Below are 16,612 nucleotides of genomic sequence, written 5' to 3'. Positions count from 1 at the left end.
GGGAAGCCGGTGGCTCAGAGGGTCTCGCTCAGCGAGTCCGCCAGGCGCCGACGCGCCGTCCGGGTCGCCGGAAGCACCGCCGCCGCCACCGCACCCAGTACCGCCGCGACGATCACCGTCAACAGCACCGGTGGCGACGGCAGGCGGGCGATTCCCGCGCCGATCCCGCTCGCAGCGCCTTGGGCGTCCACCAGCAGGCTGCCGGACAGCGCACCCACCGCCGTCCCCACCACGGCGGAGACCAGCGCGGTCAGACCGGCGGCCGTCACGATCATCGCCCCGATCTGCCGGGGCGTCAGCCCGATGGCCTTCAGCGCGAGCAGGTCCCGGCCCCGGTCGCGTACGCCCGTGCTGATCAGCGTCAGCAGTTCGGTCAGCCCGATCAGTGCGAGGACAGCGATCAGGGCGGCGATCACTGCGCGGGCCGGTTCCAGCCGGTCGGCCGGATTGGGCGTCTCCCGGATCTCCAGCGTTCCCCCCGCCACCCCGGCGAGCGTGGCGCCCACCGCCCGGGGGTCCGCGCCCTTGCGCAGCACCAGCGCATGGAAGTCCGGCCGCAGCCGTGGATCCCGTTCCCGCAGCGCGTCCATGGTCGTGGTGATCACGCGGCCGCCGGACTCGGGTTCGACGGTGCGGCCGACGAGGTGCAGGATCTGCGGGCGTCCCTCGACGGTCATCCGCACCCAGTCGCCGACGCGCACCCCGAGGAGGTCGAGCAGCCCCTGCCCGGCCACGGCCTCGTCCGGACCGTCGACCGCGCGCCCTTCCACCACCGCGGAGGGGTACGGGTCCCGGGCCGTTCCCAGTCCGCGCAGGGTGATCGTGCCGGTCTGCCCCGGCACGAGCGCCGCCATCTCCGCACCCGGGTGGACCGCAGCGACGTCCCGCGCCGCCCGCAGGGTCTTCTCCAGCTCCGCGTCCGACGGCCCGGCGGGCTGCTCGGCGCGTACGGTCAGCGCCGCGGGCAGGCCCATGTGTGCGGGCCGGCTGCGGAACTGGTCCAGGGTCGACCAGGCGACGAGCGCCACCGTGATGAGCACCAGCGGCAGGGCGAGCCGTACCACGGGCACCAGCGTCCGGCCGCGCCGGGGAAACGCGGCGCGCCACCCCAGAACCAGGGCGGGGGGCACCCGCACCCCCAGCGCCCGCCTGCCGAGCGCGGTCATCGGAGCGGCGGACGGCAGCGCCGCCCGGGCCACCGGCACCGGCGCCACCCGTCCGGCCCGCCACGCCGAGAGCCCGGTGGCGGCCGCGATCAGCAGCACGGCACCGCAGGGAACGCCGGCCATCAGCGCGGTGTGGCCGGGCAGGTCCTGCCACACGGCCGCCGCTTCACCGATCCGCCCGGGGATGCGGGCGCCCAGCAGGGCGATCGCCGCCGTGCCGAGGGCCACGCCGAGCAGCGCGAAGGCCAGGTGCTGCACGAGGAAGCCGCGGGTCACCTGGCCGGGGGTGAAGCCGACGGCCTTGAGGACGGCGATGTCCCTCAGCTGACCGCGGACGCGGGCGCCGATCGCCCCGGACGCGGCGAGCGCCGCCGCGAGCAGTGCGCCGAGCCCGAAGACCGCGAACACCTGCCCGAGGAGCCGGTCGTCGCCGCCCGCCTCGGCCCGCGCCTGCTGCCACTTGGTGACCTGGGTCACCCGGTCGGCGCCGAGGACGGTCACGGCGCGCTGGACCATGAAGTCGCTGTCGTCCGGATCCTTCAGGCGCAGTCCCACGCTCTGCCCGGTGTCCGCGTGGGCGATCTCGTCGAGCGTGGCCGGGAGCACCCAGCCGATACCGGGTGCGCCGCCCGGCTGGTAGCGGGGCTCGGCCGCCTCGGCGATGCCCTCCACCCGCAGTGCGTGCGCGGCGCCGTCCGGTCCGGTGACCCGGACCGTGTCACCCGGCTCCGCCCACAGCGCCCGTGCGACCGAGCTTTCCAGCACGACGCTGCCGGCTCGGGCGCCGCCGTCCGGCGGGGACAGCCAGCTGCCCGCGGTCAGGAGCGGCCGCCCGGTCTCCGGGGGAACCACCGCGGCAGCGCGCAGCGTGACCCCGGCCCGCGCGCCGCGCGAGTCGACGGTCGTCGCCGCCGTGCGGAAGGGCCCGGAGAGGGCGGTGACCCCGTCCAGGCGGGACAGGGCGTCCATGTCGGCCCCGCCGCGGGTGTGCAGCCAGACGTGGGCGCCCTGGGACTGGTTGAAGATCCGCTGCCAGGGGTTCGCCGCGTAGCTGAACAGCGCGCCGGCGAGCAGCAGCGAGGCGATGATCCCGGCGCTGGCCAGTACGACGAAGAGGGCTTCGCCGCGGTGCGCGCGGAAGTCGGCGTGCGCCCAGCGCAGCGTGGCCCGCACGGTCACTCCTTCAGTTCGAGTACGCCGGACACGCCGCCGGCCGGCCCGCCGCGCCCGCCGCCGAGCTCCGCGTCGTCGGCGATCCGCCCGTCGAAGAAGCTGATGACGCGGTCGGCGGCGCTGGCCATCCGGGCATCATGGGTGACCATCATGATCGTCTGGCCGCGCTGGTGGAACCGCGAGAGCAGCCGCAGCACCTCCCGGGTGCCCTTGCTGTCGAGGCTCCCGGCCGGCTCGTCGGCGAGCAGCAGCGTGGGGTGGTTGACCAGGGCACGGGCGAGGGCGACCCGCTGCTGTTCCCCGCCCGACAGTTCGCCGGGCATCGAGCGCTCCCGGCCTTCGAGGCCGAGTTCGGCGAGCAGTTCGGCGCGGGACGCGCGGGCGGCCTTGGGGGAGGCGCCGGCGAGCAGGGCGGGCAGTTCGACGTTGTCGGCGACGGTGAGGTTGGAGACCAGGTTGAAGAACTGGAACACGACGCCGATGCTGCGGCGCCGGAGAACGGCCCAGCGGGCCTCGCGGTACTCGTCGACGCGTTCTCCGCCGATCCACAGTTTGCCGCTGTCGGGCCGCTGGAGGCCGCCGATCAGATGCAGCAGGGTGGACTTGCCGGCTCCCGACGGCCCGGTGACCGCCACGAACTCGCCCGGCCGGACGGTCAGGTCCACCCCGCGCACGGCGGGCACCGGCGCGCCCTCGCCGTGGTGCGTCTTGGTCAGACCCTCGGCGCGGACGATGGGCACGGCAGGAGCGGCGGTGGCGTCGTCGCTCATTCCAGCTCCTCCTGACAGCGTTCCAGCCAGTCGAGGTCGGCCTGCAGGTGCAGCATGGCGCCTTCGATCAGCAGTTGGGAGATCTTGTTGTCGCGGTCCTCGGCTGCTGCCAGCTTCGACAGGTCCCGCATGGTGTTGAGGTACTGCCGCCGCTGCTTGTTGATCAGCGCGACCGGGTCGGCGAGACCCGACTGCGGCGCGAGCGCGAGCTTCATGAAGAACTCGTCCCGTACCCGGGGCTCCTCGGCGGTGTCGTCGAACCAGGCCAGCACGGCCTCGCGCCCGGCGTCCGTCAGCCTGTACGTGCGCTTGTTGGGCCGGCCCGACTGCTCGACGTCCTCGCCTTCGATCAGACCGCTCTTCTCCAGCCGCCCGAGGGTGACGTAGATCTGGCCGACGTTGGGCTGAGGGTACGCGGCGCCCAGGAGCTTCTCAAGGTCCTGTTTCAGCTCGTAACCATGGGCAGGGCCACGGGTGAGGAGTGCCAGGAGCGGCAGCCGCACTCGCTCCCCCTCCTTCCCGATCCGTAGTCAACCGTTCACTCGGCAGCGGACCGAGTGGCGCCGCCCTCCGTCGTGTCTGCCTGCGCGTCTAGTATCGCGCATGCCTAACGGGTATATATAGGCCGCGATGGTCGGCGACGCAGCCGGATCGTGCACTGGGAGGAACCTATGCGGTGGATGCGTGCCGCGGGTAGGGGTCTCCTGGTCGCGGCGGTGGTGCTGGCGGGATACGCCGGCTTCGGCGTCCGCGCCGACCAGGGCGCGGCCTCCGGGGCCCGGGGACCCCTGACGCTCGTGACGGCGGGGGATCTGACCGACTACCTCTCCCCGCTGCTCGACGACTGGAACGACGGCCATCCCGGCGAGCGCGTCACCCTCGTCGAGCTGCCCGACTCGGCCGACGAGTCCCGCGCCCAGATGATCAGCGAGCTGCGCTCGGGCAGCAGCCGATTCGACGTCCTGAACATCGACGTCGCCTGGACCTCCGAGTTCGCCGCGGCCGGATGGATCTCCCCGCTGGAGCGCGACCGCTTCCCCCTGGACACCTTCCTGCGGCCCGTGGTCGACACCGCGACCTTCGACGGCCGGCTGTACGCGGTCCCGTACGTCACCAACGCCGGACTGCTCTACTACCGCAAGGACATCCTGGACGAGGAGGGCGAGAAACCGCCGCGCACCTGGGCCGAACTGGTCCGCCAGGCGCGCACGATCGCCCCGGAGCACGGCCTGGACGGCTACGCCGGACAGTTCCTGCCGTACGAGGGGCTCGCCGTCAACGTCACGGAGGCCGTGCACTCGGCGGGCGGTTCCATCCTGCGCGACGACGGTGCCCGGGTGGCGGTGGACTCCGACGCGGCCCGCGCCGGACTGCGGTTCCTCGCGGACGGCGTACGCGACGGCTGGATCTCCAGGGATGCGCTCGGGTACAAGGAGGAGGAGTCCCGGCGGGCATTCCAGGACGGCCGGCTGCTCTTCCTGCGCAACTGGCCCTACGTGTACGCCGACGCGAGCGCACCGGGCTCGAAGGTGGCCGGCAGGTTCGGCGCCGTACCGCTGCCCGGACCCGACGGGCCGGGCACCAGCGTGCTCGGCGGCTCCAACCTCGCCGTGAGCAGCCGTTCGCGCCATCCGGCGTCCGCGGCCGACCTGATCTCCTACCTCACCAGTGAACGGGTGCAGCGCCAGGTGCTCACCCGGGGCTCGCTGCCACCCGTGCGCGCCGCCCTGTACGAGGACCCCGAGCTCATCCGCGCCTATCCGTACCTGCCCACGCTCCGCCAGAGCGTGCTGTCGGCGGTGCCGCGCCCCAAGAGCCCGCGCTACGACCAGGTGAGCCTCGCCGTGCAGGCGGTGGCGCAGGACGTCATGGCGCTGCGCCAGACGCCCGAACAGGCGGTGGCGCGGCTCGCCCGCGAACTCCGGGCCGTCTCCCGCCGGGGCTGACCCCGCCCCGCTTCCTCGCCTCCTCCTTCAGGGCTTCTACTTACATGTTAAGTAGGAGCCCTGAAGCATGCACAGGGTCACTTCGGTACAAACCACCCCAACTTTCGGCTGTTTCCGGACGCATCGTTGACACCTTCCCGTCGCTCCTACTTAACATGCATGCATAACAGCGCACCTGATCCAGGGCGCTCTCGCATTCAGCAGAAACAGGTCGACGCGAGATGCTCAGCACCCTTCCGGCCGGCACCGGCCACCCCTCCCGCAACGCCAGCGCACCGGACTCCTGGTGGCGCGACGCGGTGATCTACCAGGTCTACGTCCGCAGCTTCCTCGACAGCACCGGGGACGGCATCGGCGACCTGGCCGGCGTCCGGGCCGGGCTTCCCTACCTCAGGAAACTCGGCGTCGACGGCATCTGGCTCAGCCCCTTCTACCCCTCCCCGCAGCACGACCACGGCTACGACGTCGCCGACTACTGCGGCGTCGACCCCGTCTACGGCGACCTCGCCGAGTTCGACCGCCTGGTGGCCGACGCCCACCGCCTCGGGCTCAAGCTGCTGCTCGACATCGTCCCCAACCACTGCTCAAGTGAGCACCCGTGGTTCCGCGAGGCGCTCGCGGCCGAGCCCGGCAGCGCATCCCGTTCCCGTTTCCACTTCGCGCCCGGCCGCGGCCCCGACGGGACGGAGCCGCCCAACAACTGGCGCGCCATGTTCGGCGGTCCCGCCTGGAGCCGGACCACCCGCGCCGACGGCACGCCCGGAGAGTGGTACCTGCACCTGTTCACGCCCGAGCAGCCCGACCTGAACTGGCGCGACCCCGCGGTGGGCGAGGAGTTCGAGCGGGTGCTGCGCTTCTGGCTGGACCGCGGTGTCGACGGCTTCCGCATCGACGTCGCCGCCGGACTGTTCAAGCACCCCGACCTGCCCGACTCGGACGACCCCGGAGCCGACGAGCGCGCCCGCGACTCCGTCAACCAGCTGGCCTGGAACCAGCCCGAAGTCCACGGCGTGTGGCGCCGATGGCGCTCGGTGTGCGACGAGTACGCCGCCCGGGACGGCCAGGAGCGGCTGCTCGTCGGCGAGGTGTCCGTGCCCACCGCGCGCGAGCACGCCGCGTACGTCCGCCCCGACGAACTGCACCAGGCCTTCTTCTTCGACCTGCTCAGCGCACCCTGGGACGCCGGCGCCTTCCGTGCGACGATCACCGAGGCGATACGCGACATCGCCGGCACCGGATCCACCGTCACCTGGGTCCTCAACAACCACGACCAGGTCCGCACCGTCACCCGCTATGCGGGCGAGCCCGGCGTCGAAGGCAGCGGACTGGGGGCCGCCCGCGCCCGGGCCGCCGCCCTGCTGATGCTGGCGCTGCCCGGCGCGGCGTACGTCTACCAGGGCGAGGAGCTCGGCCTCCCCGAGGTGCTCGACCTGCCCGACGAGGTCCTCACCGACCCGATCTTCCACCGCACCGGCAGCCGCAAGCGCATCCGGGACGGCTGCCGCGTACCGCTGCCCTGGTCGGGGCACGCCTCCCCGTTCGGCTTCAGCCAGGGTGCGGCGGGCGCCAAGCCGTGGCTGCCCCAGCCCGAGTGGTTCGCCGAGCACGCCACCGACCGCGCCCTCGCCGACACCCGTTCCTTCTGGCACCTCTACCGCGAGGGCCTCCAGCTGCGGCGCAGCCTGCCCCAGCTCGGCGACGGCACCCTGCACTGGCTGGACGCGCCCCCGCAGGTGCTGGCGATGGCCCGCGGCGACGGCCTCGTCTGCGCGGTCAACTTCGGTACGGAGCCGGTGCCGGCCCCCGTCCCCGGGACCCCGCTGCTCGCCAGCGGACCCTGCCCCGACGGGGTGCTCCCCGCGGCGACCGCCGCCTGGTGGACGGCAGAGTCCCCGACCCCGTGAACCAGCGGCCCGAGTGAAGCCGCGCCCCGCCCCGCAGTCCCCGTACCCCCTGGAAAAGGACCCCTCATGCGACGACCCGGCAAGACGACCCGACGGACCGAGCTCACCGCGGCGGCCGCCCTCACCCTCGCCGCCTGCGCCACCGCCTGCGGCACCACCACCGGACCCGCGAGCGGTGGCGAACTCAGCGGCCAGACCGTCACGGTGGCCGGAGTCTGGACCGGCAGCGAGCAGAAGAACTTCAAGAAGGTCCTGGACGCCTTCACCGCGAAGACCGGCGCCAAGACGGTCTTCGTCCCCTCCGGCGACAACGTCTCCACCTTCGTCGGAAGCAAGATCGAGGGCGGCAACGCGCCCGACGTCGTGATGATCCCCCAGGTGGGCGTGCTCCAGCAGTTCGCGAAGGCGGGCTGGCTCCAGCCCCTGTCCGACCAGGCCGCCAAGACCGCCGACTCCACCCTCGCCCCGGTCTGGAAGAATTACGGCACCGTCGACGGCACCTACTACGGCCTCTACTTCAAGGCCGCCCACAAGTCCACCGTCTGGTACGCCCCCCAGGCCTTCACCCAGGCCGGCGTCAGCGAGCCCAAGACCTACGCCGACCTGCTCAAGGCCGGCCGCACCCTCGCCGACTCCGGCCGTCCGGCCTTCGCCGTGGCCGGCGAGGACGGCTGGACCCTCACCGACTGGTTCGAGAACATCTACCTCTCCCAGGCCGGCCCGGAGAAGTACGACCAGCTCGCCCGGCACCAGCTCAAGTGGACCGACGACAGCGTGGTCAAGGCGCTGACCACCCTCGGTGAACTGTTCAAGGACAAGCAGCTCCTCGCCGGCGGCGCCCAGGCGGCGCTCGGCACCGACTTCCCCTCCTCGGTCGAACAGGTCTTCGGCCCCCAGGCCAAGGCGGGCATGGTCTACGAGGGCGACTTCGTCGGCGGCGTCGCCAAGGACCAGTTCGGCAGGAAGCCCGGCGTGGACGCCAAGTTCTTCCCCTTCCCCGCGGTCGACGGCGGCAAGGCGCCGGTCGTCAGCGGCGGTGACGCGGCCGTCGTCCTCAAGGAGGGCAAGAACGGCAAGGCCGGCATGAAGCTCGTGGAATTCCTCTCCGGCCCCGAGGCGGCCGAGGTCTGGGCCGGCGCGGGCGGCTTCCTCTCCCCGAACTCCAAGGTCGACCCCCTCGCATACGGCGACGAGACAACCCGCAGCACCGCCGAGTCGCTCATCGCGGCGGGCGACTCGGTCCGCTTCGACATGTCGGACCAGGCCCCGGCCGCGTTCGGCGGCACCAAGGGCGCGGGCGAGTGGAAGCTCCTCCAGGACTTCCTGCGCGACCCCTCGGACCCGCAGGGCACCGCCGCGAAGCTTGAGGCCGAGGCCGCCAAGGCCTACGGGAACTGAGGCGCGCCCCATGGCTGACACCCTGACCCCGGGCGCCGCGGTGAACCCGCGGCGCCTGGCCCACCGCAGGAAACGCCGTCTCGCGGTCGTCTTCGTCCTGCCGGCCCTGCTCCTGCTCGGCGCGCTGGTGGTCTACCCCGTCGTCTTCTCCTTCGGCCGCAGTCTCTTCGACGCCAGCGGCGAACGCTTCGTCGGAGCCGGGAACTACGCGGCGATCCTCCACGACCCGGCCACCCTCAAGGCCATCCGCAACAGCACGATATGGGTCGTCGTCGCTCCGGTTCTGCTGACCGGACTCGGACTGATGCTCGCCGTGCTCACCGAGAAGGTGCGCTGGGCCACGGCGTTCAAGCTCGTGCTCTTCCTGCCCATGGCCGTGTCCTTCCTCGCCGCGGGCATCGTCTTCCGGCTCGCCTACGAACAGGACCCCGGCCGGGGCGTGCTCAACGCCGTCGTCGTCGGCGTCCACGACACCTTCGGGGACACCGCCGCCTATCCGACGGCCCGTGCCCGCGAGGGCCAGGGGCTGACGGGCGCGGCAGGCGGCCCGTACCGCACCGAGGAGGCCGTACGCCCGGGCCGTTCGGTCAGCCTCGGGCTCGTCGGGGTGGCACCCGACGCGATGCCCGCCGACGCCCGGCCCGCGGCCGCCGCAGCACCGGGCCCGCACGAGATCGCGGGCGTGGTCTACCTCGACTTCGCCCCCGGCGGCGCCGGCACGCCGGGCCGGGTCGACCCGGGCGAGAAGGGCCTGCCCGGCATGGCGGTCGAGGCCGTCCGGGACGGCCGGGTGGCCGCGACCGCGACGGCCGCCGCCGACGGCTCGTTCCGCTTCACCGCACTGGCCGACGGCGAGTACACCGTCCGGCTCCCGGCGGCCAACTTCGCCGCCCCCTACCAGGGCGTGAACTGGCTCGGCCCGGCGCTGGTGACACCGGCCATCATCGGCGCCTACCTGTGGGTCTGGACCGGCTTCGCCATGGTCCTGATCGGCGCCGGACTGGCGGCCATCCCGCGCGACGCGCTGGAGGCCGCGCGGATGGACGGCGCCACCGAGGGCCAGATCTTCCGCAAGATCACGGTGCCGCTGCTCGCCCCCGTCCTCACCGTCGTCTTCGTCACGCTGGTGATCAACGTGATGAAGGTCTTCGACCTCGTCTACATCATCGCGCCGGGACCCGTACAGGAAGAGGCCAACGTGCTGGCCACCCGCATGTGGCTGGTCTCCTTCGGCGGCGGCAACGACCAGGGGCTCGGCAGCGCGCTCAGCGTGGTGCTGCTCCTGCTCGTCGTCCCGGCGATGGTCTTCAACATCCGGCGTCACCGAAGGAGCGGAGCATGAGCAGCCACGGCACCATCGAGCGCCGAACGCCCCGGACGGCGACACCGGCCCGGCCCGCACCGTTCCCCTCCCCGCCCCGCCCGCACCGCAGGAGCCGGCTGTCACGGCTGCTGAGCAGCTCGGTCGTCCAGGGCCTGCTGATCCTGGTCGCCCTGGTGTGGATCACCCCGCTGGCAGGCCTGCTCCTGTCCTCGCTGCGCTCCGAGCGGGACAACGCCTCGGACGGCTGGTGGACCGCGCTCACCGACCCCTCCCAGCTGTCCCTGGACAACTACGGCGCCCTGCTGGAGGACTCCGGACTCGCGGCGGCCTTCGGCAACACCGTCCTCATCTCGGTGCCCACCACCGCCCTGGTGGTCGCCGTCGCGGCACTCGCCGGATACGCCTTCGCCTGGCTGGACTTCCCCGGCCGGGACGGCATCTTCCTGGTCGTCGTGGGCCTGCTGGTCGTACCCGTGCAGATCGGGCTGCTGCCGGTGGCCAAACTCTTCGGCGCAATCGGACTGTTCGGCACCATCGCCGGCGTCGTCCTCTTCCACGTCGCCTACGGGCTGCCGTTCGCCATCTTCCTGCTGCGCAACTACTTCGCCGAGATACCGCGCGAAATGCTGGAGGCCGCGCGGATGGACGGCGGCAGCGAGTGGCGGATCTTCTCCCGGCTCGTACTGCCCCTCGGCCGGCCGGCCATCGCGAGCCTGGCCATCTTCCAGTTCCTCTGGGTCTGGAACGACATGCTCGTGGCCCTGCTCTTCGCGGACAGCGACTCCCAGCCCCTCACGGTCGCGCTGCAGTCCCAGATGCGGCAGTTCGGAAGCAACATAGGCGTCCTCGCCCCTGGCGCCTTCCTGTCCCTGGTGGTCCCGCTGATCGTCTTCTTCGCCTTCCAACGGCACTTCGTCCAAGGCGTGATGGCGGGCTCGGTGAAATAGCGGATCCGGCTCGGCCGGGCGGGTGCATCGGGGGAGCCGGGCGGTAGGGGGGCCGGCGGGGCGGGTAGGGCGGCGGCCGTGACTGCATTCAAGCTGACCAGCCCCGCCTTCGCCGACCACGCGGAGATCCCCCGCCGGTACAGCGGCGAGGGGGAGGACATCTCGCCGCCCCTGACCTGGACCGCCGCGCCCGCGGAGACCGCGGAGCTGCTGCTCCTGTGCGAGGACCCGGACGCGCCGGGAACCACCTTCGTGCACTGGCTGGTCACGGGCATCGATCCGTGGACCGGCGGAGTGGAGGAGGGCCAGGAGCCGCACGGCGGGCACTCCTGGCCCAACGGGTTCGGGCGGACCGGCTGGGGCGGCCCGATGCCGCCGCCCGGACACGGGCCGCACCGCTATTTCTTCCGGCTGTACGCGCTGTGGCAGCCGGTCCGGCTGCACGGCCGGCCCGGCGTGGAGGACGTGCACGGCGCCGTGCGGGACAAGGAGCTGGCGAGCAGCACCCTCGTGGGCACGTACCAGCGGCTCTGAAGCGCCCGCCTCGCCGGCCCGTGGGCCGTTCAGCAGCCGCTCGGCCACCGCTCAGCCGCCGTTCAGTGGCCGCTCGGCCGTCCTTCAGTGGCCGCCGCTGAACTCCCACGCCTCGATGTCGCGGTAGCGGATCGGTCCCGGGCCGCGCCCGAAGTTGCTGCCGACCAGGTGCAGGCGTTCGGCCTGCCACCGGCGGCCGGTGAACGCCGCGAGCTCGCCGGCGGCCTTCACCACGCTGGAGGGGTCGTCCCGGCGGGACCGCGCCAGCGTGAGGTGGGGGCGCAGCGGCCGGTCCACGAAGGGGACACCGCACTCCCTGACCACCTGGCGGACCTCGGCGGTGAGCTGGTGCAGCCCTTCGAGGTCCCCCTCGATCCCGCTCCACAGCACCCGCTCGTCGAAGTGGCCCCCGCCGCGCAGCGCCAGGTCCACGGGGCGACGCCGGGCCGCGAGGTCCGCGAGCGGCGGCCGCAGCCGGGGAACGGTCGCCACCGGCAGCTCGCCGAGGAACGCCAGCGTGATGTGCCAGTCCTCGATGCGGTTCCACCGCATCCGCGGGTACGCGTCGTAGGCGGGCCGCAGCAGGCGCGCCAGTTCTGCCTTCGCGTCGTCGGGCGGCGCCAGCGCTATGAACACGCGGACGGTCGAGGCCTGGGTCTGTTCCTTCACGAAGGACTTCGTACACCATCGGCTGCCGGGACGGTGACCTGGCCCTCCCCGCGTACGACCGGTCGCCGGACGGATCAGTTTTCGAGAAGCGCCGGCCGCCGGGTTGCACCTAACGTGGCGGGCATGGACCTCACCATTCACACGGCCTCCCTTCCCCACGACGACCCGGACGCCTCCCTGGCGTTCTACCGCGACGCCCTCGGCTTCGAGGTCCGCAGTGACGTCGGACACGGCAGGATGCGCTGGATCACGGTCGGCCCCGTCGAACAGCCCGGCACGTCCATCCTCCTGGCGCCGCCCGCCGTCGACCCCGGGGTCACCGAGGACGAGCGCCGCACCATCGTCGAGATGATGGCCAAGGGCACCTACGGCTGGATCCTGCTGGCCACCCACGACCTCGACGGCACCTTCGAGAAGGTGCAGGCCACGGACGCCGAAGTCGTCCAGGAGCCCACCGACCAGCCGTACGGCGTCCGCGACTGCGCATTCCGCGATCCCGCCGGCAACCTGATCCGCATCCAAGAGCTCCGCTGAAAGGGGTTCCCGCATGTGTCATCCCGCATGGGGTCAGGCACTGACCGCCGCACAGCGCCTGCGCGACTTCGCGCGACTGCGCCGCGTCCGCGACCGGATCGACCGGGAGTACGCGCAGCCGCTGGACGTCGAGGCGCTCGCCCGCGACGCGGACATGGCCGCCGGGCACCTCGCCCGCCAGTTCCGGCTCGCGTACGGCGTGTCGCCGAACGCGTATCTGGGGGCACGCCGCATGGAGCGGGCGACGGCACTGCGGCGGCTCGGTGACCTCACCGCCGCCGAGGTCCGCTCCGCGGTCGGGCGGCACGCTCCCGGCCGGGCCGGACCGCGTGACGCCCCGCCTCAGGGCGCCAGGAACCCGGCGAGCGCCGCCGCGACGGCCTGAGGGTCCTCCAGCTGCGGATAGTGCCCGACGGCAGGCGGCCCGGCGAGCTCCACGACCCGGGCCCGCGGCATGCGCGTCCGGATCCGGGGGAGCACATGGGCCCCGCTGATCGGGTCCGCGGGCCCCCATACGAACAGCATGGGCCCGGTGAAGCCCTCCAGGGCCGCGGTCCAGCGCACGGCGTGGCGACGGCGCTCGTCGATGTACCGCAGCAGGCGCGGGGCCAGGCGGTGCCCGCCGTCGCGGGACGCGGCGGCCCACAGGTCGTGCACGTCCTCGTCGTGGACCGGTCGCCCCAGTACGGCGCGCAGGCTCGCGGCGAACCGCCGCTCCGTGGTGAGCGGCGCGAGCAGCGGGCCCAGCGGGCCGTGCAGGAGGCGCTGGACCGGCACGGGGCGGTGCAGGTCGGGGTACAGGCCGCCGTTGAGCCAGGCCATGTGGGTGATCCGGGCCGGGTCGCGGGCCAGCAGCTCCTGGCCGACGCTCACCCCGTAGTCGTGGGCGACCAGGGCGGTGCTGCCGGTCCCGTACCGGCGCCACACCTCCTCGACCAGCCCGGCCTGGTCGAGCACCGAGTAGCGGTGGCGCCGGGGTTTGTCGCTCTCCCCGAAGCCGAGCAGGTCCAGCGTGGTGACGCGGAGCCCGGCCGCGGTGAGCGCCGGGACGACGGCGGCCCAGTCGTGGGAGGAGGTCGGGAAACCGTGCAGGAGGGTGACGGGTGGGCCATGCACGGGCCCGTCCTGGCGTACGAAGACCGAGTGACCGCCGATCCGCAGGGCACTGCCGCCCTCGGTCCACCGGTGCAGGGGCGGCAGGACGCGTCCGCCGGTCATGCGGAAGGCTCCTCGGCGTGCAGGTGGCCGAGCCCGTACAGCAGCGTCCGCAGGCCGAAGTCGAATTCGGCTTCGGAGTCGAGCGAGTTGAGCAGTTCGGCGTGGCGGTGGACCACCGGGTGGGTGAGGGGGGAGAGGGCGGCGAACAGTTCGGCCATCGCGGCACGCTGTTCGGCGGTACGGGCCGCGCCGCCGGAGTCGAGCACGGCGGCGCCGATCACGAAGTGGGTGACCGTGAGGTAGACGTGGACGGCCGACCGCGGGGCCCACCCGTGCGCGAGGAGCTGTGCGAGGGCGTGTTCGCGGGCCCGCAGGGCGTTGGGACCCAGCAGCTGACCGGTCGTCAGCAGGGGGACGACCGCCGGATGTGCCGCGAGCACCCGGCGGAACTCCCGCGCCCCCCGCTCCAGACCGGCCCGCCAGTCCCCGTCGAGCGAGGGCAGCCGGATCTCGCCCAGCATGTGGTCGACGGTCTCGATCAGCAGCTCCTCCCGGCTCGCCACGTGCCGGTAGAGGGAGGTGTGGCGGACCTGGAGGTGATCGCCGAGCCGGCGCATCGTGAGCGCCTCCAGGCCTTCGCGGTCGGTCAGTTCCAGCGCACCCGCGGTGATCCGGTCGAGCGTCAGCCCGCCCTGACGCGGCCTGCGCCGGCTGCGTTCGGCGTACCGGGCCTGCCACCAGGCGGGGGATCCCGGCTCGGGGGAGCCGGGCCCGGCTTCGAGGGGGAGTGTCATGGGGGGTGCCCCTACTCGAAGAGGTCGGGTTCGGTACGGACGATCTCGTCCCAGAGGGGCTGGAAGGAGAACCAGCCGGCCAGCGGGAAGCCGGTCTGGTCCCGGGTGTGCCGGGCCGCCTCGGGCTCGATCAGGTGCGGAGTACCCGCGGCCTCCGCCAGCAGCTGGGCCTGGGCGCTGCGCTCCATGGAGATGAACCACCAGGCCGCCTCGTCGACGGATTCGCCGACGGTGAAGATGCCGTGGTTCTGGTGGATGACGGCCTTGTGCGGCCCCAGCCCCGCGGCGAGCTGCCGGCCGGCCTCCTCGTCGACCACCACCGCTCCGGCGCCGTCTCGGTGGACGGTGTGCTGCTCGTAGACGGCGCAGGCGTCCTGGGTGATCGGGGCCAGCAGGCGTCCCAGGCTGGAGAAGGCCTTTCCGTGGACGGCGTGGGCGTGGCAGGCGGCCACGACGTCGGGGCGGGCGGCGTGGATCGCGGAATGGATCACGAAGCCGGCCCGGTTGACCGGGCGCCGGCCGTGGCGGACCTGTCCCTCGTGGTCGACGAGGATCAGGTCGGAAACCCGGATGTGCCGGAACGACATGCCGAACGGGTTGACCCAGAACATGTCCGGGTGCTCGGGATCCCGCACGGTGATGTGTCCCGCGACCCCTTCGGAGAAGCCGAGGCGGCCGAAGATGCGACAGGCGCCGGCGAGCCGCTGCTTACGGTGCTCGCGCTCCTGGGCGGGGTCGGTGAACACCGGGGGCAGGGGCAGTTCGAGGTCCTCCTGCCGCGGGATGAACGCACTGCCACGCAAGCCGTCCGCGCCGCCGCCCCGGCCGCCTTGGTGCCCTTGAGTGCTCGTCGTCTGGTCCATGCCCCGCCTCATTTCTAATGCGTCCGATGGACGCACATCATGGGTCCATTGGACGCACAAGACAAGACCCGCGGCCGCCTGGTGGCCCGGCCGGGGGTCGTGTCGGCGGCTACACGCCGACACCGCCCGCGGCGAGGTGCCACGGGCGGTGCCGGTTCTGGGGGAGGGGGAGCGGGGCAGGGGCGGGGCCTCGGCCACCGGTCCGCCTCGGGGGCCTCCCGGCTCAGTCGTCCTCCGGCGCCGGGAGGAACCGCACCGTGACCGTCCTCTCGACCGTCTTCTTGATCACCTTGCCGTGGCGGTTCTTGGTCGTCTTGGTGACGGTCGTGGTCTTGATGACCTTCACGCGGCCGTCGGAGAGGGTGCGTTTGACGGTCGTCGTCTCGATCTTCACCGAAGTCGTGGTGCCGCCCGTGTGGTGGCCGGGCGCCGTCTGCACGGCTGCGGTCGGGGCTGCCGCCGGTGCGGCGAAGGCGCTGGAGGGGAGCAGCGCGCCGCCGGCGGCGAGCACCCCGGAGACACCGAGGAGGGCGAGACGCTGGGTCAGGGTCGTGCGGATCATGGTGGGCTCCTTGTCGTGCGAGTGGACCGGAGGGCCGAGGACCGGCCCTGTCCGGGAGGCCCTGTCGGGCCCGTGCTTCCATTGGGCCCCAGGGACCCCGGGCGGGTCATGCCCCTGCAATTCGGGACTTGACGGGCATCGGCCGACGGGGTAGCGGGCGGACCGGGCTGGCTCCCGGGCCCGTCGGCGCTCGGTGGCGGCCCGAGCCGGGGGCCCGTCCTCGGGGCGAAACGCCCTGGCGCGGCCGTACCCGGTGCGGCCAGGGCTCCTGGGCCGGAGGGACGCCGCCCGAGCCGGTGTGTGGGGCGAGTCGGTCCCGACGCCGTGGTCCCGCGCCTGGGGAAGCCCCGGCGGGCGGTACCACGGCGAGCCCGCGCTGTGACTGCAGGGCCCCGGGCTGCCGCTGTGCCGCCCGGGGAAACGAAGCTGCGTTGACCCCGGAGGCCGAGCAGCACGCGCCCGGCGGATGCTGGCCTGCCTGGCTGAGCCGCTGGTCATGTGACCGTGGCCGTCGGCCGGGTTCCGCGCCCTGCATGCCGGTCCCGAAGGTCGGAGGCCTCATGGTGGAGCCGCGGAAACGGTTGCGGGGAGGTATGGCTTTTGCGGCTCACGAATTCACCAAGAACGAGCCCCACATGTCATCGCACACGGCAGACGCCGGAGAGGCTGTGGGCCTCTCCGGCGTCCGCTGTGCGTGACCGGGAATTATGGGGGCACTCCTTTCCGGGCTGGAGGGATGGCGCCCGTCACTTGCCGAGCTTGGCCTTCAGGTTCGCCTTGACCTGGTCCTTGATGACCTGGGCCTCGGTCTTGCTCACGATGCCGCCGTTGCCCGTTCCGTCGCCGCCCACGGAGGTGGCGTCGCCCTGG

General features: G+C 72.9%; 16 protein-coding genes. 8 read left to right on the top strand and 8 right to left on the bottom strand.

The window, feature by feature from the left end:
• Positions 1–14: 14 nt before the first annotated feature.
• The 3 genes from ABZ128_RS20245 to ABZ128_RS20235 are packed head-to-tail and all read right to left on the bottom strand — an operon-like array spanning position 15 to position 3,612.
• Positions 15–2,339 (bottom strand): FtsX-like permease family protein, encoded by a 2,325-nt coding sequence (locus ABZ128_RS20245; RefSeq protein ID WP_356849985.1) that lies wholly within the window; start codon positions 2,337–2,339, stop codon positions 15–17.
• Between the two features lie 2 nt (positions 2,340–2,341).
• Positions 2,342–3,109: an ABC transporter ATP-binding protein gene (locus tag ABZ128_RS20240; RefSeq protein ID WP_356849983.1), complete on the bottom strand. Its 768-nt coding sequence runs from the start codon at positions 3,107–3,109 to the stop codon at positions 2,342–2,344.
• A complete protein-coding gene (locus tag ABZ128_RS20235; protein ID WP_356849982.1) occupies positions 3,106–3,612 on the bottom strand; it encodes a PadR family transcriptional regulator in 507 nt (168 codons plus the stop codon). The genes ABZ128_RS20240 and ABZ128_RS20235 overlap by 4 nt, the downstream gene beginning before the upstream one ends.
• 168 nt (positions 3,613–3,780) lie before the next feature.
• Here ABZ128_RS20235 and ABZ128_RS20230 point away from each other — a divergent pair, with 168 nt between their 5' ends.
• The 6 genes from ABZ128_RS20230 (at position 3,781) to ABZ128_RS20205 (ending at position 11,162) form a co-directional block, all read left to right on the top strand.
• Positions 3,781–5,055, top strand: coding sequence for an ABC transporter substrate-binding protein (locus ABZ128_RS20230; protein ID WP_356849981.1), 1,275 nt, complete (start codon positions 3,781–3,783; stop codon positions 5,053–5,055).
• A 221-nt stretch (positions 5,056–5,276) separates the two neighbouring features.
• Positions 5,277–6,959, top strand: coding sequence for a glycoside hydrolase family 13 protein (locus ABZ128_RS20225; RefSeq protein ID WP_356849980.1), 1,683 nt, complete (start codon positions 5,277–5,279; stop codon positions 6,957–6,959).
• A 66-nt stretch (positions 6,960–7,025) separates the two neighbouring features.
• Complete coding sequence (locus tag ABZ128_RS20220) at positions 7,026–8,357, top strand: ABC transporter substrate-binding protein (protein ID WP_356849979.1); 1,332 nt, start codon at positions 7,026–7,028, stop codon at positions 8,355–8,357.
• 10 nt (positions 8,358–8,367) lie between these two features.
• On the top strand, positions 8,368–9,699 hold the full coding sequence (locus tag ABZ128_RS20215) for a sugar ABC transporter permease (protein WP_356849978.1): 1,332 nt from the start codon (positions 8,368–8,370) through the stop codon (positions 9,697–9,699).
• Positions 9,696–10,628: a carbohydrate ABC transporter permease gene (locus tag ABZ128_RS20210; protein WP_356849977.1), complete on the top strand. Its 933-nt coding sequence runs from the start codon at positions 9,696–9,698 to the stop codon at positions 10,626–10,628. Before ABZ128_RS20215 ends, ABZ128_RS20210 begins: the two co-directional genes overlap by 4 nt.
• A gap of 78 nt (positions 10,629–10,706) precedes the next feature.
• The gene (locus ABZ128_RS20205; protein ID WP_356849976.1) at positions 10,707–11,162 is read left to right on the top strand and encodes a YbhB/YbcL family Raf kinase inhibitor-like protein; all 456 of its coding nucleotides are present in this window, start codon (positions 10,707–10,709) and stop codon (positions 11,160–11,162) included.
• 84 nt (positions 11,163–11,246) lie between these two features.
• Here the strand turns inward: ABZ128_RS20205 and thpR are convergent, their stop codons facing one another.
• On the bottom strand, positions 11,247–11,831 hold the full coding sequence (gene thpR, locus ABZ128_RS20200) for an RNA 2',3'-cyclic phosphodiesterase (RefSeq protein WP_356849975.1): 585 nt from the start codon (positions 11,829–11,831) through the stop codon (positions 11,247–11,249).
• Between the two features lie 123 nt (positions 11,832–11,954).
• Between thpR and ABZ128_RS20195 the strand changes: the two genes are divergently transcribed.
• Positions 11,955–12,365, top strand: coding sequence for a VOC family protein (locus ABZ128_RS20195; protein ID WP_356849974.1), 411 nt, complete (start codon positions 11,955–11,957; stop codon positions 12,363–12,365).
• A gap of 13 nt (positions 12,366–12,378) precedes the next feature.
• The gene (locus tag ABZ128_RS20190; RefSeq protein WP_356849972.1) at positions 12,379–12,750 is read left to right on the top strand and encodes an AraC family transcriptional regulator; all 372 of its coding nucleotides are present in this window, start codon (positions 12,379–12,381) and stop codon (positions 12,748–12,750) included.
• Here ABZ128_RS20190 and ABZ128_RS20185 read toward each other — a convergent pair.
• The 4 genes from ABZ128_RS20185 to ABZ128_RS20170 all read right to left on the bottom strand — a co-directional run bounded on the left by ABZ128_RS20185 (position 12,708) and on the right by ABZ128_RS20170 (position 15,742).
• Entirely contained in the window at positions 12,708–13,583 is an 876-nt protein-coding gene (locus ABZ128_RS20185) for an alpha/beta hydrolase (RefSeq protein WP_356849971.1), read from the bottom strand. The genes ABZ128_RS20190 and ABZ128_RS20185 overlap by 43 nt on opposite strands.
• Complete coding sequence (locus tag ABZ128_RS20180; protein WP_356849970.1) at positions 13,580–14,317, bottom strand: TetR/AcrR family transcriptional regulator; 738 nt, start codon at positions 14,315–14,317, stop codon at positions 13,580–13,582. Before ABZ128_RS20180 ends, ABZ128_RS20185 begins: the two co-directional genes overlap by 4 nt.
• Before the next feature lie 11 nt (positions 14,318–14,328).
• Positions 14,329–15,180, bottom strand: coding sequence for a class II aldolase/adducin family protein (locus tag ABZ128_RS20175; RefSeq protein WP_356849968.1), 852 nt, complete (start codon positions 15,178–15,180; stop codon positions 14,329–14,331).
• A 223-nt stretch (positions 15,181–15,403) separates the two neighbouring features.
• Complete coding sequence (locus ABZ128_RS20170; RefSeq protein WP_356849966.1) at positions 15,404–15,742, bottom strand: hypothetical protein; 339 nt, start codon at positions 15,740–15,742, stop codon at positions 15,404–15,406.
• Positions 15,743–16,612 lie beyond the last annotated feature (870 nt).

The sequence above is a fragment of the Streptomyces sp. NPDC006326 genome (genome assembly GCF_040612915.1).
Classification (GTDB): Bacteria; Actinomycetota; Actinomycetes; order Streptomycetales; family Streptomycetaceae; genus Streptomyces.
This window is presented reverse-complemented; position numbering and strand designations above follow the sequence as displayed.